Annotated in this window: 14 protein-coding genes; 8 read left to right on the forward strand and 6 right to left on the reverse strand. The window is 64.6% G+C overall.

What is annotated here, in order from left to right:
* Positions 1 to 7 precede the first annotated feature (7 nt).
* From sorA to AC0L2F_RS00080, 3 genes are all read left to right on the forward strand, one after another.
* A complete protein-coding gene (sorA, locus tag AC0L2F_RS00070; protein WP_063993820.1) occupies positions 8 to 1,207 on the forward strand; it encodes a SorA family sulfite dehydrogenase catalytic subunit in 1,200 nt (399 codons plus the stop codon).
* 11 nt (positions 1,208 to 1,218) lie between these two features.
* Positions 1,219 to 1,527 carry a SorB family sulfite dehydrogenase c-type cytochrome subunit gene (sorB, locus tag AC0L2F_RS00075; RefSeq protein WP_007614532.1) on the forward strand — a complete coding sequence of 103 codons (309 nt, stop codon included), beginning with the start codon at positions 1,219 to 1,221 and terminating at the stop codon, positions 1,525 to 1,527.
* A gap of 207 nt (positions 1,528 to 1,734) precedes the next feature.
* The gene (locus AC0L2F_RS00080) at positions 1,735 to 1,935 is read left to right on the forward strand and encodes a cold-shock protein (RefSeq protein ID WP_007596519.1); all 201 of its coding nucleotides are present in this window, start codon (positions 1,735 to 1,737) and stop codon (positions 1,933 to 1,935) included.
* A 170-nt stretch (positions 1,936 to 2,105) separates the two neighbouring features.
* Here the strand turns inward: AC0L2F_RS00080 and AC0L2F_RS00085 are convergent, their stop codons facing one another.
* Positions 2,106 to 2,567 (reverse strand): Lrp/AsnC ligand binding domain-containing protein, encoded by a 462-nt coding sequence (locus tag AC0L2F_RS00085; RefSeq protein ID WP_007596520.1) that lies wholly within the window; start codon positions 2,565 to 2,567, stop codon positions 2,106 to 2,108.
* 114 nt (positions 2,568 to 2,681) lie between these two features.
* On the opposite strand from AC0L2F_RS00085, the gene putA reads away from it, so the two are divergent.
* From putA to AC0L2F_RS00100, 3 genes are all read left to right on the forward strand, one after another.
* On the forward strand, positions 2,682 to 5,693 hold the full coding sequence (gene putA / locus AC0L2F_RS00090) for a bifunctional proline dehydrogenase/L-glutamate gamma-semialdehyde dehydrogenase PutA (protein ID WP_473247094.1): 3,012 nt from the start codon (positions 2,682 to 2,684) through the stop codon (positions 5,691 to 5,693).
* Positions 5,694 to 5,998: 305 nt separating this feature from the next.
* Positions 5,999 to 7,204, forward strand: coding sequence for a CaiB/BaiF CoA transferase family protein (locus AC0L2F_RS00095; RefSeq protein WP_473247096.1), 1,206 nt, complete (start codon positions 5,999 to 6,001; stop codon positions 7,202 to 7,204).
* A 117-nt stretch (positions 7,205 to 7,321) separates the two neighbouring features.
* On the forward strand, positions 7,322 to 7,969 hold the full coding sequence (locus tag AC0L2F_RS00100) for a glutathione S-transferase family protein (RefSeq protein ID WP_473247097.1): 648 nt from the start codon (positions 7,322 to 7,324) through the stop codon (positions 7,967 to 7,969).
* Between the two features lie 9 nt (positions 7,970 to 7,978).
* Here AC0L2F_RS00100 and AC0L2F_RS00105 read toward each other — a convergent pair whose 3' ends face one another.
* The 3 genes from AC0L2F_RS00105 to AC0L2F_RS00115 all read right to left on the reverse strand — a co-directional run bounded on the left by AC0L2F_RS00105 (position 7,979) and on the right by AC0L2F_RS00115 (position 10,864).
* The gene (locus tag AC0L2F_RS00105; RefSeq protein WP_167552260.1) at positions 7,979 to 8,143 is read right to left on the reverse strand and encodes a hypothetical protein; all 165 of its coding nucleotides are present in this window, start codon (positions 8,141 to 8,143) and stop codon (positions 7,979 to 7,981) included.
* A 102-nt stretch (positions 8,144 to 8,245) separates the two neighbouring features.
* Entirely contained in the window at positions 8,246 to 9,793 is a 1,548-nt protein-coding gene (locus AC0L2F_RS00110; RefSeq protein ID WP_473247098.1) for a hypothetical protein, read from the reverse strand.
* Between the two features lie 93 nt (positions 9,794 to 9,886).
* Complete coding sequence (locus AC0L2F_RS00115; protein WP_473247450.1) at positions 9,887 to 10,864, reverse strand: hypothetical protein; 978 nt, start codon at positions 10,862 to 10,864, stop codon at positions 9,887 to 9,889.
* Positions 10,865 to 11,148: 284 nt separating this feature from the next.
* On the opposite strand from AC0L2F_RS00115, the gene AC0L2F_RS00120 reads away from it, so the two are divergent.
* Both AC0L2F_RS00120 and AC0L2F_RS00125 read left to right on the forward strand, forming a co-directional pair.
* Positions 11,149 to 11,520, forward strand: coding sequence for a Crp/Fnr family transcriptional regulator (locus AC0L2F_RS00120; RefSeq protein ID WP_035974430.1), 372 nt, complete (start codon positions 11,149 to 11,151; stop codon positions 11,518 to 11,520).
* Positions 11,517 to 12,329, forward strand: coding sequence for an MBL fold metallo-hydrolase (locus AC0L2F_RS00125; RefSeq protein ID WP_007614548.1), 813 nt, complete (start codon positions 11,517 to 11,519; stop codon positions 12,327 to 12,329). The genes AC0L2F_RS00120 and AC0L2F_RS00125 overlap by 4 nt, the downstream gene beginning before the upstream one ends.
* A gap of 192 nt (positions 12,330 to 12,521) precedes the next feature.
* On the opposite strand, the gene AC0L2F_RS00130 is transcribed toward AC0L2F_RS00125, so the two are convergent.
* Both AC0L2F_RS00130 and AC0L2F_RS00135 read right to left on the reverse strand, forming a co-directional pair.
* The gene (locus tag AC0L2F_RS00130; protein WP_007614550.1) at positions 12,522 to 13,019 is read right to left on the reverse strand and encodes a TPM domain-containing protein; all 498 of its coding nucleotides are present in this window, start codon (positions 13,017 to 13,019) and stop codon (positions 12,522 to 12,524) included.
* Between the two features lie 3 nt (positions 13,020 to 13,022).
* Positions 13,023 to 13,916 (reverse strand): TPM domain-containing protein, encoded by an 894-nt coding sequence (locus AC0L2F_RS00135; protein ID WP_007614553.1) that lies wholly within the window; start codon positions 13,914 to 13,916, stop codon positions 13,023 to 13,025.
* Between the last annotated feature and the right edge of the window lie 165 nt (positions 13,917 to 14,081).

Genomic DNA, 14,081 nt, shown 5'->3' on the forward strand with positions numbered 1-14,081 from the left:
AGACCCCATGTTCGATCGACGCGACCTGCTCAAAGGAGCGGGCTTTGCTGCTGCTGCGGCTGCAATGAACCCGACCAAAGCGCTGGCACTCGACACCGTCACCCTGCCCTTCGCCAATGGCGAACGTCCCTTGGTGAAATATCCGCAGAAGCGGCCGATGATCGGCCTGACCAGCCGCCCGCCGCAGCTCGAGACGCCGTTCGCGGTGTTCAACGACGGCCCGATCACGCCGAATAACGCGTTCTTCGTGCGCTATCACCTTTCCGACCTGCCCTACAACATCGACCCCGACAAGTTCACGCTCGAGGTCAAGGGCAAGGTCGACAAGCCGCTGAAGCTGTCGCTGAAGGACATAAGGAAGATGAAGGCGACCGAGATCGTCGCCGTCAACCAGTGCTCCGGCAACAGCCGCGGCTTCCTGGATCCGCGCGTCGCCGGCGGCCAGCTCGCCAACGGCGCGATGGGCAATGCGCGCTGGCGCGGCGTACCGTTGAAGGCCGTGCTGGCGATGGCGGGCGTGCAGAGCGGCGCCAAGCAAGTCACCTTCAACGGCATGGACGGTCCGGTCAGCGACAAGACGCCCGATTTCGTCAAGGCGCTCGATATCGATCACGCCAGCGACGGCGAGGTGATGCTGGCCTATGGCATGAACGGCGAGGACCTGCCGTTCCTCAACGGCTTTCCGCTCCGCCTGATCGTGCCCGGCTATTACGGCACCTACTGGGTCAAGCACCTCAACGAGATCACCGTCGTCGACAATGTCTATGACGGCTTCTGGATGAAGTCGGCCTATCGTATTCCGGACACCCCGAACAATGCGATCGAGCCGGGCACCGCGCCGAAGGCGACGATCCCGATCAACCGCTTCACCATCCGTTCCTTCATCACCAGCGTTCCCGACGGAGCCAAGCTGAAAGCAGGCGGCACCACGCTGCGCGGCATCGCCTTCGACGGCGGCAAGGGCATCAAGGAGGTCGCGGTCTCCACTGACGGCGGCAAGACCTGGACCGGCGCCAAGCTCGGCAAGGATCTCGGCAAATACTCATTCCGCGAATGGACGCTGCCGGTGAAGCTCGCGGCGGGCTCCCACGAGCTCAAGGTGCGCGCCACCGGCAATGGCGGCGAAACCCAGCCGGATACGCCGCGCTGGAATCCGGCGGGTTACTTGCGCAACGTCGTCGAAACCGTCCGCGTCACCGTGGCTTGAGGGGAATGATCATGCAGCGCACCGTTTTCCTCGCCATCACGCTCGCCCTCGCCGCATTGGTGGGTTCGGCACTTGCAGCACCGGTCAATTACAAGACCCCCGATGAGGTCGCGGCGTTCAAGCCCGGGCCCAATCTCGAAGTGGTTCAGGGCAATTGCACGGCCTGCCACTCGTCCGACTACATCAACACGCAGCCGCCGATGAAGGACAAGAAAGGTTTCTGGCAGGCCGAGGTGACCAAGATGATCAAGGTCTATGGCGCCCCCATCGACGATGCCGATGTCGGCAAGATCGTCGATTATCTGGCCGCGACTTATTGAGGATGGCGCGCGGTGCGCGGACCAAGTGACCGCGAAACGGGCAAATCCGGCAAAAACGCCGCGAAGTTGAGCGGAATTCGGCGAAATGCAGATGTGGTTTGAGCTACCAAGCCAGCCACATTCCGCGTATCGTATTAGGACCGAACCGGCCGGTTGGCGGGGACTGGCGGTTCGAGATCTCGGAGGAAGACCCGCGGAGAAGTCGTGATGGCTAAAGGTACGGTCAAGTGGTTCAACCCGACGAAGGGTTATGGATTTATCCAGCCTGCGTCGGGCGGCAAGGATGTGTTCGTGCATATCTCGGCAGTGCAGAAAGCCGGTCTGTCGTCCCTGAACGAAGGACAGACGGTGGAGTATGAAGAGATCGCAAACCGAGGCAAAAGCTCCGCAGAGAACCTCAAAGTATAAGCCCGCCGGCTTTTGCTAACTCCCGGATCAATCCGGGAGCCGGGCCAAGAAAATTTCAGAAGACGGTCAGTGCATTCGACGACAGGCGTTGCGATTGCACACGGAGAACTATTTGCCCGTGAAGACCGCCCGTTCGACGCCACAGCAACGACAATCGCGACGGCATTTCGTTAGTCCACCGGCAATGGTGCGTCGCGCTTGATCTCTTCCATCACCGCATAGGTTCGCGTTTCGCGCACGCCCGGCATCGACAGCAAGGTCTCGCCGAGGAAACGTCGATACGCGGTCATGTCTGCCAGCCGCGCCTTCACAAGATAGTCGAAGCCGCCGGCAACCATGTGACACTCCAGCACTTCGGGCGCGAGTTTCACCGCGCGGGCAAAACGCTCGAAATTGTCGGGCGTGGTCTTGTCGAGCAGCACCTCCACGAACACCAGGAGCCCGAGGCCGAGCCGGTGCGGGTTGAGCCGCGCGCCATAGCCTTCGATGAAGCCCTCTCGCTGCAAACGCTTCAGCCGCTCGCCGATCGAGGTCGGCGACAGCCCGATGCGCTCCGCGAGCTCGACATTGGCGATTCGCCCGTCTTGCTGCAAAATCGAGAGGATTTTCCGGTCGGTTCGATCTAATTCCATATTTCATAAGGCCAAATGGCTCGATTGCTTCATTTTATAAGCCGAATGAGCTAAATTGTCTATCGAGCTAAGGTAGCGTGGGCATTATCCTGGATTTGAGCCACGGGACACGCCATGCCGAACATTCCGCCTCCCTTCTCCGCCGCCTACGCGCCCGATGATGCCGACATCGCCGCGCGCCTCTTGCCGTCTGCGCATCTCGGCGCGCCGCAGGAGGCGCAGATCGATCGCACCGCGACGCGGCTGATCGAAGCCATCCGCAAGCGGGACGACCGGCTTAGCGGCAGTCTTGGCGGTGTCGAGGACATGCTGCGGGAGTTCGCGCTCTCGACCAAGGAAGGCCTCGCCTTGATGGTGCTGGCCGAGGCGTTGCTGCGCGTGCCTGACGCGCGCACCGCCGACCAGTTCATCGAGGACAAGCTCGGCGAGGGAGACTTCATCCACCACGAGACCAAGTCCACCGCCTTCCTGGTCAACGCCTCGGCCTGGGCGCTCGGCCTGTCGGCGCGGGTGATCCAGCCCGGCGAGACGCCCGACGGCACTATCGGCCGTCTGGTGAAGCGGCTGGGCGCACCCGCCGTGCGCACCGCCACGCGCCAAGCGATGCGGCTGATGGGTAATCATTTCGTGCTGGGCGAGACCATCGCGCAGGCCCTGGAGCGGGCCCGACCGCGCTCGGGTGAGAGGCAGCGCTATTCGTTCGACATGCTGGGCGAAGGCGCGCGCACGGCCACCGACGCCAAGCGCTATTTCGACGCCTATGCCAGCGCGATTCTGACCATCGGCAAGGCGGCGGGTCACCATCCCCTGCCCGACCGGCCCGGCATCTCCGTCAAACTGTCGGCGCTGCATCCGCGCTTCGAGGCGATCAGCCGCGACCGCGTGATGGCCGAACTGGTGCCGCAACTGCTGGACCTCGCGCAACGCGCCAAGGCCCATGACCTCAACTTCACCGTCGATGCCGAGGAAGCCGACCGGTTGGAATTGTCCCTCGACGTGATCGCGGCAACGCTCGCCGATCCCTCGCTTGCCGGTTGGGACGGATTTGGCCTCGCGATCCAGGCCTATCAGAAGCGCGCCGGCGCCGTGATCGACTATGTCGATGCGCTGGCCCGCGCGCATGATCGCAAGCTGATGGTGCGGCTGGTCAAGGGCGCCTATTGGGACACCGAGATCAAGCGCGCGCAGGAGCGCGGGCTCGACGGCTATCCCGTATTCACCCGCAAGGCGATGACCGATCTGAACTTCGTCGCCTGCGCTCACAAGCTGCTGAGCCTGCGGCCGCGGATCTTCCCGCAATTCGCCACCCACAATGCGCTGAGCGTCGCGACCGTGCTGGAGCTTGCCGGTGCGAACGGCGGCTTCGAATTCCAGCGCCTGCATGGCATGGGCGAAGCGCTCTACGAGCAGCTCGCCAAGGATCGCCCGGACATCGCCTACCGCACCTACGCCCCGGTCGGCAGCCATCGCGACCTGCTCGCTTATCTGGTGCGGCGACTGTTGGAGAACGGCGCCAACTCCTCCTTCGTGGCGCAGGCGGCCGATTACCGCGTGCCGGTTACGGCGCTGTTGCAACGTCCGGCGGATGCCGTCGTCGGGCCGCAGCAGGCGGCCCATCCCAAAATTCCGCTGCCGGGCGATCTGTTCGCGCCGGAGCGGCGCAATTCGCGCGGCGTCGAATTCGGCGCGCGCGCCGCGCTCGACCGGTTGCTGACGGAGGTCGAGGCCGAGACGATCGACCTCAAGCCGGTCACTGACGCAACGCCGGATCAGGCCAATGCGGCCGTGACGGCTGCGCGCGCGGGCTTTGCCGCCTGGGACCGGACTCCGACAGCCACGCGCGCGGCGGCGCTGGAGCAGGCCGCGCATCTTCTGGAGAGCCGCGCGCCCCATTTCATCGCGCTGCTGCAACGCGACGGCGGCAAGACGCTCGACGATGCGCTGTCGGAGCTGCGCGAGGCCGCCGACTTCTGCCGCTATTACGCCGCGCAGGGCCGCAAGCTGTTCGGCAACGATGTGGCAATGCGAGGCCCGACCGGCGAGAGCAATGTGCTGGCCATGCGCGGCCGCGGCGTCTTCGTGGCGATCTCGCCCTGGAATTTTCCGCTGGCGATCTTCCTCGGCCAGGTCACGGCAGCGCTGATGGCCGGCAACAGCGTGGTGGCCAAGCCCGCGGAGCAGACCCCGCGGATCGCGGTTGAGGCGGTGCGGCTGCTGCACGAGGCCGGCATCCCCGCGAGCGCGCTGCACCTCGTCACCGGCGACGGCCGCATCGGCGCCGCGCTGGCCGCGCATCCCGATATCGCCGGAATCGTCTTCACCGGCTCGACCGAAGTCGCGCGCAGCATCAACCGGGCGCTGGCAGCCAAGGACGGACCGATCGTGCCGCTGATCGCGGAGACCGGCGGCATCAACACCATGATCGCGGATGCGACCGCGTTGCCCGAGCAGGTCGCAGATGATGTCGTCACCTCGGCGTTTCGTTCCGCCGGCCAGCGCTGCTCGGCACTGCGGCTGCTGTTCGTGCAGGAGGACGTCGCCGACCGCATGATCGAGATGATCGCGGGCGCGGCGCGCGAGTTGAAGATCGGCGACCCCAGCGACGTCGCGACCCATATCGGTCCGGTGATCGATATCGAGGCCAAGCAGCGCCTCGACGCGCACATCGCACGAATGAAGACCGAGGCGCGACTGCACTTTGCCGGCACCGGGCCGGAGGGCTGCTTCGTCGCGCCGCATATTTTCGAGCTTGGGGATGCCGGCCAGCTCACCGCGGAGGTGTTCGGCCCGATCCTCCACGTCGTGCGCTATCGTGCGGAACATCTCGAACGCGTCCTGCATGCCATCGAGCGCACCGGCTACGGGCTGACGCTCGGCATCCATTCCCGCATCGACGACACCATCGAGGCGATCGTCGACCGCGTCCAGATCGGCAACATCTACGTCAACCGCAACATGATCGGCGCCGTGGTCGGCGTGCAGCCGTTCGGCGGCAACGGCCTGTCCGGAACCGGCCCGAAAGCCGGCGGCCCGCACTACCTCGCGCGCTTTGCGACCGAGCAGACCGTGACGATCAACACCGCAGCAGCCGGCGGCAACGCTGCCCTGCTGGCAGGGAATGAGTGAGGCGCGGCGAGGAGCACGCTACGACGCATGATGTCAGTTCCGTCATCCTGAGGTGCCGGAGCGTAGCGGAGGCCTCGAAGGGTGAACGGCCGAGATGCAGCCGGGCCGTTCATCCTTCGAGGCTCCGCATGGGCCGCAATGCGCCCCATGCCTCGCACCTCAGGATGACGGGAGTGGTACCGCAGCGAAGCTCTGCGCCCGCCGCCGTTGCATCCCGCCGCAACATCGGTCTAATGCTGCCCGTGACGTAGCCCTCGCCAATTCCAGCGCGCGGGAAACAACACGAGCGAGGGAGCAATTCCGCGATGGAAAAGGGCATTTTTGCAGGGCTCAAGGTGCTGGATTGCGCGAGCTTCATCGCAGCACCAGCGGCCGCGACCGTGCTGTCGGATTTCGGCGCCGATGTCGTCAAGATCGAGCCGCCCGGCGCCGGCGATCCCTACCGCAACCTGCCCAACATTCCGGGATATCCGACCAGCGAGCACAATTTCGCCTGGCTGCTGGAAGCCCGCAACAAGAAGAGCATCGCGCTCGACCTCGCAAAGCCCGAGGCGCAGGCCGTGCTCTACAAGCTCGTGGAAGAGGCCGACGTCTTCATCACCAACATGCCGCCGCCGGTGCGCGCCAAGCTCGGCATCACCTATGACCACCTCGCCCATCTCAACGACCGGCTGATCTACGCCTCGTTCACCGGCTACGGCGAAAAGGGCGAAGAGGCCAACAAGCCCGGCTTCGACAGCAACGCCTATTGGGCGCGCTCCGGCCTGATGGACCTCGTCCGCGCCGACATCGACACGACGCCGGCCCGCTCGGTCGCCGGCATGGGCGACCATCCCTGCGCCATGGCGTTCTACGGCGCGATCGTCACCGCGCTGTACCAGCGCGAGAAGACCGGCAAGGGCTCGCATGTCGCGTCCAATCTGATGGCGAACGGCGTGTGGGCTGCGAGCGTGCTGGCGCAGGCAAAGCTCTGCGGCGCCAAGTTCGCCGAGCGGCGGCCGCGCGAACGCGCGTTGAACGCGGTCGCCAACCACTACCAGTGCAAGGACGGCCGCTGGCTGATCCTGTCGCTGCTGAGCGAGGAGAAACAGTTTCCGACGCTGGCCAGGTGTCTCGGCCGCGAAGACCTCATCACCGATCCGCGCTTCGCCACCAAACCCGACCGCCACGCCCGCTCTGTCGAGCTGATCAAGATCTTCGACGAGACCTTTGCGACCAGGGATCTCGCCGAATGGCGCAAGATCCTCGACGGCAACGGGTTGGTGTTCGGCATCGTCGGCATCCTCGACGACATCCCGAACGACAAGCAGATGCTCGATAACGAAGTGCTGGTGCCGTTCGAGAACGACACCATGCTCACCATCTCCAGCCCGATCTGGATCGACGGCGCCAAGAAAGTGCAGCCGCGCAAGCCCCCCGGCGTCGGCGAGCACAGTGACGAGATTTTGCGTGGCGCGGGATACGACGAGGCCGCGATCAAGCGGCTGCGGTCGCAGGGGGCGGTGGGGTAGGAGAGGCGGCTCGCTGCATCTACTATGTCGTCCCGGCCTAGTGCGCAATTGCGCACGGGGGCCGGGACGACGGTGAGGGATAGCCTGCTTCAACTACATTCGTCATCGCGAGGTCCCATGCCCAGCTACCGCCTGCACTACTTCCCCGAATCCGGCAACAGCTACAAGCTGGCGCTGATGCTGACGCTTTGCGGCGAGAGGTTCGAGCCGGTCTGGACCGATTTCGGCGGCGGCGTCACGCGGACGGCGGAATGGCGCAAGAGCGTGAACGAGATGGGCGAGATTCCCGTGCTCGAAATCGACGGTGTGAAGATGACGCAGACCGCGCCTCTCCTGCTCAAGCTTGCCGAGCAGTACGGGCGTTTCGGTGCCGAGACCGAGGAGGAAAAGTTCGAGCTGCTGCGCTGGCTGTTCTGGGACAACCACAAGCTCACCGGCTACATGGCGACCTACCGTTTCATGCGCGCCTTCACGCAAAGCAACGATCCGCAGGTGCTGAAACATTTTCGCCGGCGGCTCGAGGATTTTCTCGGCATTCTCGACGGCCATCTCCAGCACAATCAATTCGCGATCGGCACCAGGCCGACCGTCGCCGACATCTCGATGATGGCCTATCTGCACTATCCGAGCGACGAGCACGGCTTCGATTTCGCGGAAAGCTATCCCGCCATTCACGCCTGGCTTGGCCGCATGGCTGCACTGCCCGGGTGGAAGCCGGCCTACGAGCTGCTGCCCGGCAAACGGATGACGAATTACGCGACGTGAGGGCGCCGACTACTTCAGCGCCAGCCAGCCGAGCGTGAACAGGATTCCGCCGATGATGACGACGACGGCGACCGCCGAGGTGCTGACGCGGAAGCTGCCGCTGACCTGCTTGGCCTCTTCATTCTGCGCGATCTCGCGATTGCGCTCCTTGTTGGCTTCGCTGGAGTCCGTCATGGGGTCATCCAAACCGATTGTGGGCTTTATCTTGCGCGTGATCTTATCGGAAAACCGCTGCACACTTTGCGCTGGCGCGGCCCTCCGGGTCCGGATCACGCGCTAACGCGTCTTGATGAAGCACATGCCTATGCGGCGCGAGGCGGCGGCAGCCTGACAGGTCAGCCCTTTAGCACAGCTCCATGACGTAAAACTCCTGTCGGCCGATCCCGATCCCGCATTTTCCAGGGAACAATGCGCACCCCAGCCATCCTGATATTCGGTCCCGGCCAGCTCAGTGCTGCCGCGGGTCTGCGGCCGGCCGGCAAATCCGCGTGAGAAATCAGGACGTTTGCCTGCGGCCATCGCGGTCAGGATGTCGCGGCGGCGGACCTGGTCGCCAAGAAAATGCGGCGAGGCCGGCACGATGGTCGAGTTGGACGGCTTGTCCGCAAGCCAATCGACGCCCGGGAAATGAAAGCCGCCGATGCCGCGGGTCTGGTGGCAGCCGGCGCAGGTGACGTCATTGAGGCGGCGCTGGAAGCCCGCGACCGAGCGGACGTTCAGCATGTCCCCGCGCGCAGCAGCTTGCTTCAGCGCACCAACCACGTCGTTGTCGGAGAAGACCGGCTCGCCTTGTCCCTCTCCATTGCCCTCCCCTTGCATCATCCCGAACTCCGGCTGCAACGGAGAAGCATCGAGGCCGGCTGGCGTCGGCACGATTGCAGCCTTGGCCAGGAATTTCTCGGGGATCAGCACCGTGCCGCGATCGAACGCACGCAGATTTTCGGGCGCGAGCAGCCAATCCCTGAAATCGCGCCGGAGTGCATCGTCCGCGAGGATGCGGTCACGGTCGATCTGGTTTTCCAGCGTCGATTCCTCAAACGTCTTCGAGACGGCGTCGTACTTGAACACCTTGAGCAGATAGTCGGAGCGGAAATCGTGCAGCGCCGATTTCGCTGCAACCGAGATCTGTAAGTTGGTCTCGATGCGATCGAGCATCGCATCGTAAGGATGGAAGCTGCTGCCGATCAGCCCCTGCCAGTCGCCATGACCGAGCCAGCGTCGCGCGACCTCGGCGCAGGTGATCGGTTTGCCGCTCGCATCCGTCTGCCGCGGATCGCGCGCTTTCATCACCAGGTTGAGCGTCATAGGCAGCCGCGTTGCGGTTGTGCCGCCGTCCGGCTTGGTCTCGAAACGCGCGAGACGATAGATCAGCCTGATCTCGCCGCAAGAGTCTTCCGAGACATAGGCCCGGTCCATGCGGTTGACGATGCCGGCCAGCACGAAACGGGTGTCGCGGGATTTCAGATTGGACTGATCGAACAATTGTACGTCGAAGCCATCGCCGACGCCGATGGTCTCGGTCGGATATGCCGCCTTCTGCCGCGCGACGTAGCGGTCGATCTCGCCTTCGATTGCGGGGCGAATTTCCTTGAGCTGCGACAACCACGAAAACATCAGATCGGTCGTCAGCGGAAAGTTCGCGTTCCGCTCCGGCCACAACAGGCGCGAGATCGTGAACGCATCGTGCTGGTCGAGCTCGCGCAGGAGATCGGGATCGGTGATCGCCGTGCCGCGCGCCAGTTGCGGATTCTCCGCGGCCAACGACGAGACGACGCCGCCGGAAAACACGGCGGCGGCAACGAGAATTCGTAAGGCGCGGCTCATGCCTCAGGTAACACCGCGCCGGGACGGCTATTCAAGCAAAAAGGCGCTTCACATGGTGGTGAAGCGCCTTTTCGAAAATCGGATAGCAGCCGCTCAGCGCGCGACGATCAGCCCCTTGCTGGTGACGACCACCCAGCGGCCGTCCTGACGGCGGATCGCATCGACGCGGCCAACGCCGGGGATGGGGTCGCCGGCATAGACCTCGTAGAGGCCATTGCGGCCCTCGACCAGTGCGCCGCCGTTGGAGACGTCGCGCAGCACCCAGCCTTCAACCGTCGGCAGCCGGCCGACCTCGGTCTTGGGTGCGGCGGGAGCCGGCGCAGCTGCCGCGGTCGCAACCTGGGCCGGCGCGATCGAGCCGGTGGTCTCCCTGGCGGACACGGCGGCTGCCGCCTGGGGCGCCGCGGGCGGGGTGGCACGGAGCTTGTCGACGGTCTCGGACAGCTTCGCGATTTTGGCCATCGGCTCGGCCTGAGCCTTCTCGAGCTTGTCGAGGCGGTCGTTGGTCCGGTTGAACTGGCCGAGGCCGGTCTTGGAGGTATGTTCTACGTTGGCCTTGAGCGCGACGACATCGGCATCGATCCGGGCGACCGAGGATTCCAGCGCGCTGGTGTCGGCAACCTGTGCCGGCGCGGGGCTTGCGAAGTGCATCATCCCTGCGGTCGCGAGCGCGCCGCTGATGGCGCCGACACTGGCCGCTATCGCCACCACCGCGGCCATCGCCGACAGACGGCGCTTGCCGCCGGTCTCGCGCGGCTCGTCCGCCTTCACATGCGGCGCAAACTCCTCACGGTCCCAGGGCCGCTCCGCGGGTGCCATGACGATGAGCTTGCCGGGCTTCGGCTCGGGCTTGGTCTCGGCTTTGGGCTCAACCTTGGCCTCGAACTTGGGCACCTCGATCCTCGACGCCTCGATTTTTGGCGGCTCGATCTTGACCGGGTCGGGTTTGGGCGGCGTCTCGTGGTCGGGGGCAATCGAGGGGGCCTCGATCCCGGCAGCAGCCTCGATGGCCTGCGGCACGGTCGCTGCGGCTTCGACGACGCCAGTATCCTGGGCGGCCTGCTCGGGCATTGGTTCGCTCACGGCTCAAATACTCCAGTCTCGGTTGACCTTTTGGTAACTTTCATTGCTTGCGAATTCCTTACCTGCGGACCCGCTTACCGAAATTTTAGGAACTCATCCGGGGCCGAATTGGGCCGGGATCGTGGAACCGGTGTGGCGCTGTGCAACAAATTGTCAGCCGATGCTGCCCTGCGGCAGGCCACGCTCTCCCCGAACAGGCTGTTGCCCGCCCCTGTTACCCCGCTAACATGACTGTCAGCCAGAACGGCTGCAGAAGGCCCTTGGGGGGTGTCATGACGATCGAGAAGTGCATCAACGAGTTTGGCGTCGACGACATCATCTTCGAGGAGGGCTCGACCGGCCGCGAGCTGTACGTCGTCCTCGACGGCGAGGTCGAGATCGCCAAGATCAGCGGCGCCAGCAAGACCAGCATCATCAAACTCGGCAAGGGCGAATTCTTCGGCGAGATGGCCGTAATCGACGGCTCGGCACGTTCGGCGACCGCGATCGCGGCGGCGCCGAACACCAAGGTGATGAGGGTCAACCACGCCCGCTTCGTCTATCTCGTCAGCCAGCAGCCGGCGTTTGCGCTGATGGTGATGGATGCGCTGTCGAAGCGCCTGCGCGCCGCCAACGCGGTCAGCTACAGGGCGGCCCAATCATGAGCGACGGCAAGCCGACGGCCTTTCCGGTCCTGATGAAGAACGACACCTGCTCGCTGATCCAGGCTGCGGACGACGTCTACCAGATCCGTTTCTCCAATCGCGCCGCCAACGTCTATCTCGTGCGCGGCTCGGCGCGGACCATCCTGATCGATACCGGGCTGTCCTCGAATTATGCGGCGATGGTCGATTGCCTGAACTTCGTCGGCTGCCCGCCGGAGAAGATCGACATGGTGGTGCTCAGCCACGAGCATCTCGACCACATCGGCGCGGCCTGGCACTTCAACGAGCGCCGCACCTTCGTCGCCGCCCATCGCCTCGCCGCCAACAAGATCATGCTGCGCGACGACTTCTCGATGCTGCGAAAGATGTTCAACGAGCCGAACGTGCCTGTGAATATCGACATCTGGCTCGAGGAGGGCAATCTGATCGACCTCGGCAATTTCCGTCTCAACGTCATGCACACGCCGGGACACACCTCGGCCTGCATCACGCTGTTCGATCAGGACAAGGGCCTGCTGTTTGCCGCCGATACGCTCATGCCCGGCGGCGTGATGGGCGGCGTGTTCGGCTCGGGCAGCATCGCCGACTACATCGAATCGCTGGAGCGGCTCAAGGGATTGAACGCGAAGATCTTGCTATCGGGCCATGGCCGGCTGTCGGACACACCGCAGCAAGACGTCCGCATCGCGATCGCGAGGTCGCATGGGTTGCTGGACGACACCGCGCAACTGTTCGACGCGCTCGATGCGCGCTCGAACTTCGAGCCGATCATGCAGTCGGTGCGGGATCTGAACAAGCTGGACGATTAGGTGGGCTGGCGGCACCCGCCTCTCCTGGCCCGTCATCCTGAGGTGCGAGCGGCGCGATGCAAAGCATCGCGCCGGGAGCCTCGAAGGATGAACGGCCGAGATGCAGCCGGGCCGTCGCCCTTCGAGGCTCGCCGAAGAGGCGAGCACCTCAGGGTGACGGTGATAGATTATCGCGAGCTATGACCGCTCCCATCACATCACTACCGGTGCATCCGGCAGCTCGTTGGGATGCGGGCCGCTTGGCGGAAAGTGCTTTGCCAGCTGCCGGGACACCGCCTCGATCCCGCCGATCACGCCGCGCTCGAACTGCCCCGACCTGAACTCGACTTCCATGGCGCGGCAGATGCGTTCCCAACGCTCGCCACCGACCTTCGCATCGATACCGCGGTCGGCGATGATCTCGACATCGCGGTCGGCGAGCAGGAGATAGATCAGGACGCCGTTGTTGTGCGCGGTGTCCCAGATGCGCAGTTGCGAGAACACGTCGAGCGCGCGCTCGCGCGCCGGCTGGTTGCGAAACAGCGGGCCGCCGTCGAGCGCGCCTTCGACCACGAACCGTACCTGGCCGGAATGCATGGCTTCGCCGCGCCTGATCGCCTGCTCGATGCGGTCGAGCATGTCTTTTGGGAACACCTGCTTGGCACGCCAATGATGCTGAAGCAGATGCCGGGTGATGCGCTTGATGCTCATGACCTACCAGCTCCCCGAAGCACCGCCGCCGCCAAAGCTGCCGCCACCGCCACTGAAGCCGCCGCTCGACGACGACCCGCTGCTCCAGCCGCCGGATGACGAGCCGCTCGACCACGAGCGGCCGCGCGAGGACCCGGTGCCCGATCCCGCCCCAAACAGATCGGCGATAAACGTCAGGACAGCGCCGAGCACACCGACACCCAACCCGATGACCGCAGAGCCGATCACGAACCAGGCGAGGACACCAACGATTGCTCCGGTTATGCCCGAACCGAACAGCCGCCCGAACATGGAACGCAGGATGCCGCCGATCACCAGCGGCCCGAACAGCAGGAAGAAAAAAAGCGGCTCGATGTCGTTCCAATCGCCGAAATTCACGCTGCGCGAGGGCGTCGGCAGCGGCTCGCCATCGATGACGCGGATCATGCGATCGACGCCCGCCGTGATGCCGCCGGCGAAATCGCCGCTCCGGAATTTCGGCGTGATGTCTTCGTCAATGATGCGCCGCGAGGTGACGTCGGTGAGCGCGCCCTCGAGGCCGTAACCGACCTCGATGCGCAAATGCCGGTCGTTCTTGGCGACCACCAGGATGGCGCCGTCGTCGACCTTCTTGCGCCCGATCTTCCAGGCCTCCGCAACGCGGATCGCGAATTGCTCGATCGTCTCCGGATCCGTCGTCGGCACGATCAGGACGGCGATCTGGCTGCCCTTGCGGGTCTCGAAGTCCTGCAGCTTTTGCGACAGCGCGGCGATGTCGCCGCTGGAAAGCGTGCCGGTCTGATCGACGACGCGGCCGGTGAGCTGGGGTATGGCGACATCAGCTGAGGCGGGAAGCGCAAAGGTGAGAAAGAATGAGAATGCGACGGCGACTATCGCTCGCCACACATGCGCTGTCATCGCCCGGCTCGCCGTCTTCGCTGACGCTTCGCCGGCCCAATATCGAGGAGTCCGGCGAAGCCCTTGGCGAAGCCGGGACCGGGCGATCCAGTATTCCAGAGACGCCAGCGGGATACGGTGAAGCCGCGGCGTACTGGATTCCCCGCTTTCGCGGAGAATGACAGT

Source organism: Bradyrhizobium sp. Ken64 (assembly GCF_055807555.1).

Excerpts from the sequence above, each read along its gene's own strand:
- AC0L2F_RS00120 (WP_035974430.1), top strand. The coding sequence starts at position 11,149 with ATGACGATCGAGAAGTGCATCAACGAGTTTGGCGTCGACGACATCATC.
- sorB (WP_007614532.1), top strand. The coding sequence starts at position 1,219 with ATGCAGCGCACCGTTTTCCTCGCCATCACGCTCGCCCTCGCCGCATTG.
- sorA (WP_063993820.1), top strand. The coding sequence starts at position 8 with ATGTTCGATCGACGCGACCTGCTCAAAGGAGCGGGCTTTGCTGCTGCT.
- AC0L2F_RS00125 (WP_007614548.1), top strand. The coding sequence starts at position 11,517 with ATGAGCGACGGCAAGCCGACGGCCTTTCCGGTCCTGATGAAGAACGAC.
- AC0L2F_RS00130 (WP_007614550.1), bottom strand. The coding sequence starts at position 13,019 with ATGAGCATCAAGCGCATCACCCGGCATCTGCTTCAGCATCATTGGCGT.
- AC0L2F_RS00135 (WP_007614553.1), bottom strand. The coding sequence starts at position 13,916 with ATGACAGCGCATGTGTGGCGAGCGATAGTCGCCGTCGCATTCTCATTC.
- AC0L2F_RS00100 (WP_473247097.1), top strand. The coding sequence starts at position 7,322 with ATGCCCAGCTACCGCCTGCACTACTTCCCCGAATCCGGCAACAGCTAC.
- AC0L2F_RS00115 (WP_473247450.1), bottom strand. The coding sequence starts at position 10,864 with ATGCCCGAGCAGGCCGCCCAGGATACTGGCGTCGTCGAAGCCGCAGCG.
- AC0L2F_RS00110 (WP_473247098.1), bottom strand. The coding sequence starts at position 9,793 with ATGAGCCGCGCCTTACGAATTCTCGTTGCCGCCGCCGTGTTTTCCGGC.
- AC0L2F_RS00095 (WP_473247096.1), top strand. The coding sequence starts at position 5,999 with ATGGAAAAGGGCATTTTTGCAGGGCTCAAGGTGCTGGATTGCGCGAGC.
- AC0L2F_RS00105 (WP_167552260.1), bottom strand. The coding sequence starts at position 8,143 with ATGACGGACTCCAGCGAAGCCAACAAGGAGCGCAATCGCGAGATCGCG.
- AC0L2F_RS00085 (WP_007596520.1), bottom strand. The coding sequence starts at position 2,567 with ATGGAATTAGATCGAACCGACCGGAAAATCCTCTCGATTTTGCAGCAA.
- AC0L2F_RS00080 (WP_007596519.1), top strand. The coding sequence starts at position 1,735 with ATGGCTAAAGGTACGGTCAAGTGGTTCAACCCGACGAAGGGTTATGGA.
- putA (WP_473247094.1), top strand. The coding sequence starts at position 2,682 with ATGCCGAACATTCCGCCTCCCTTCTCCGCCGCCTACGCGCCCGATGAT.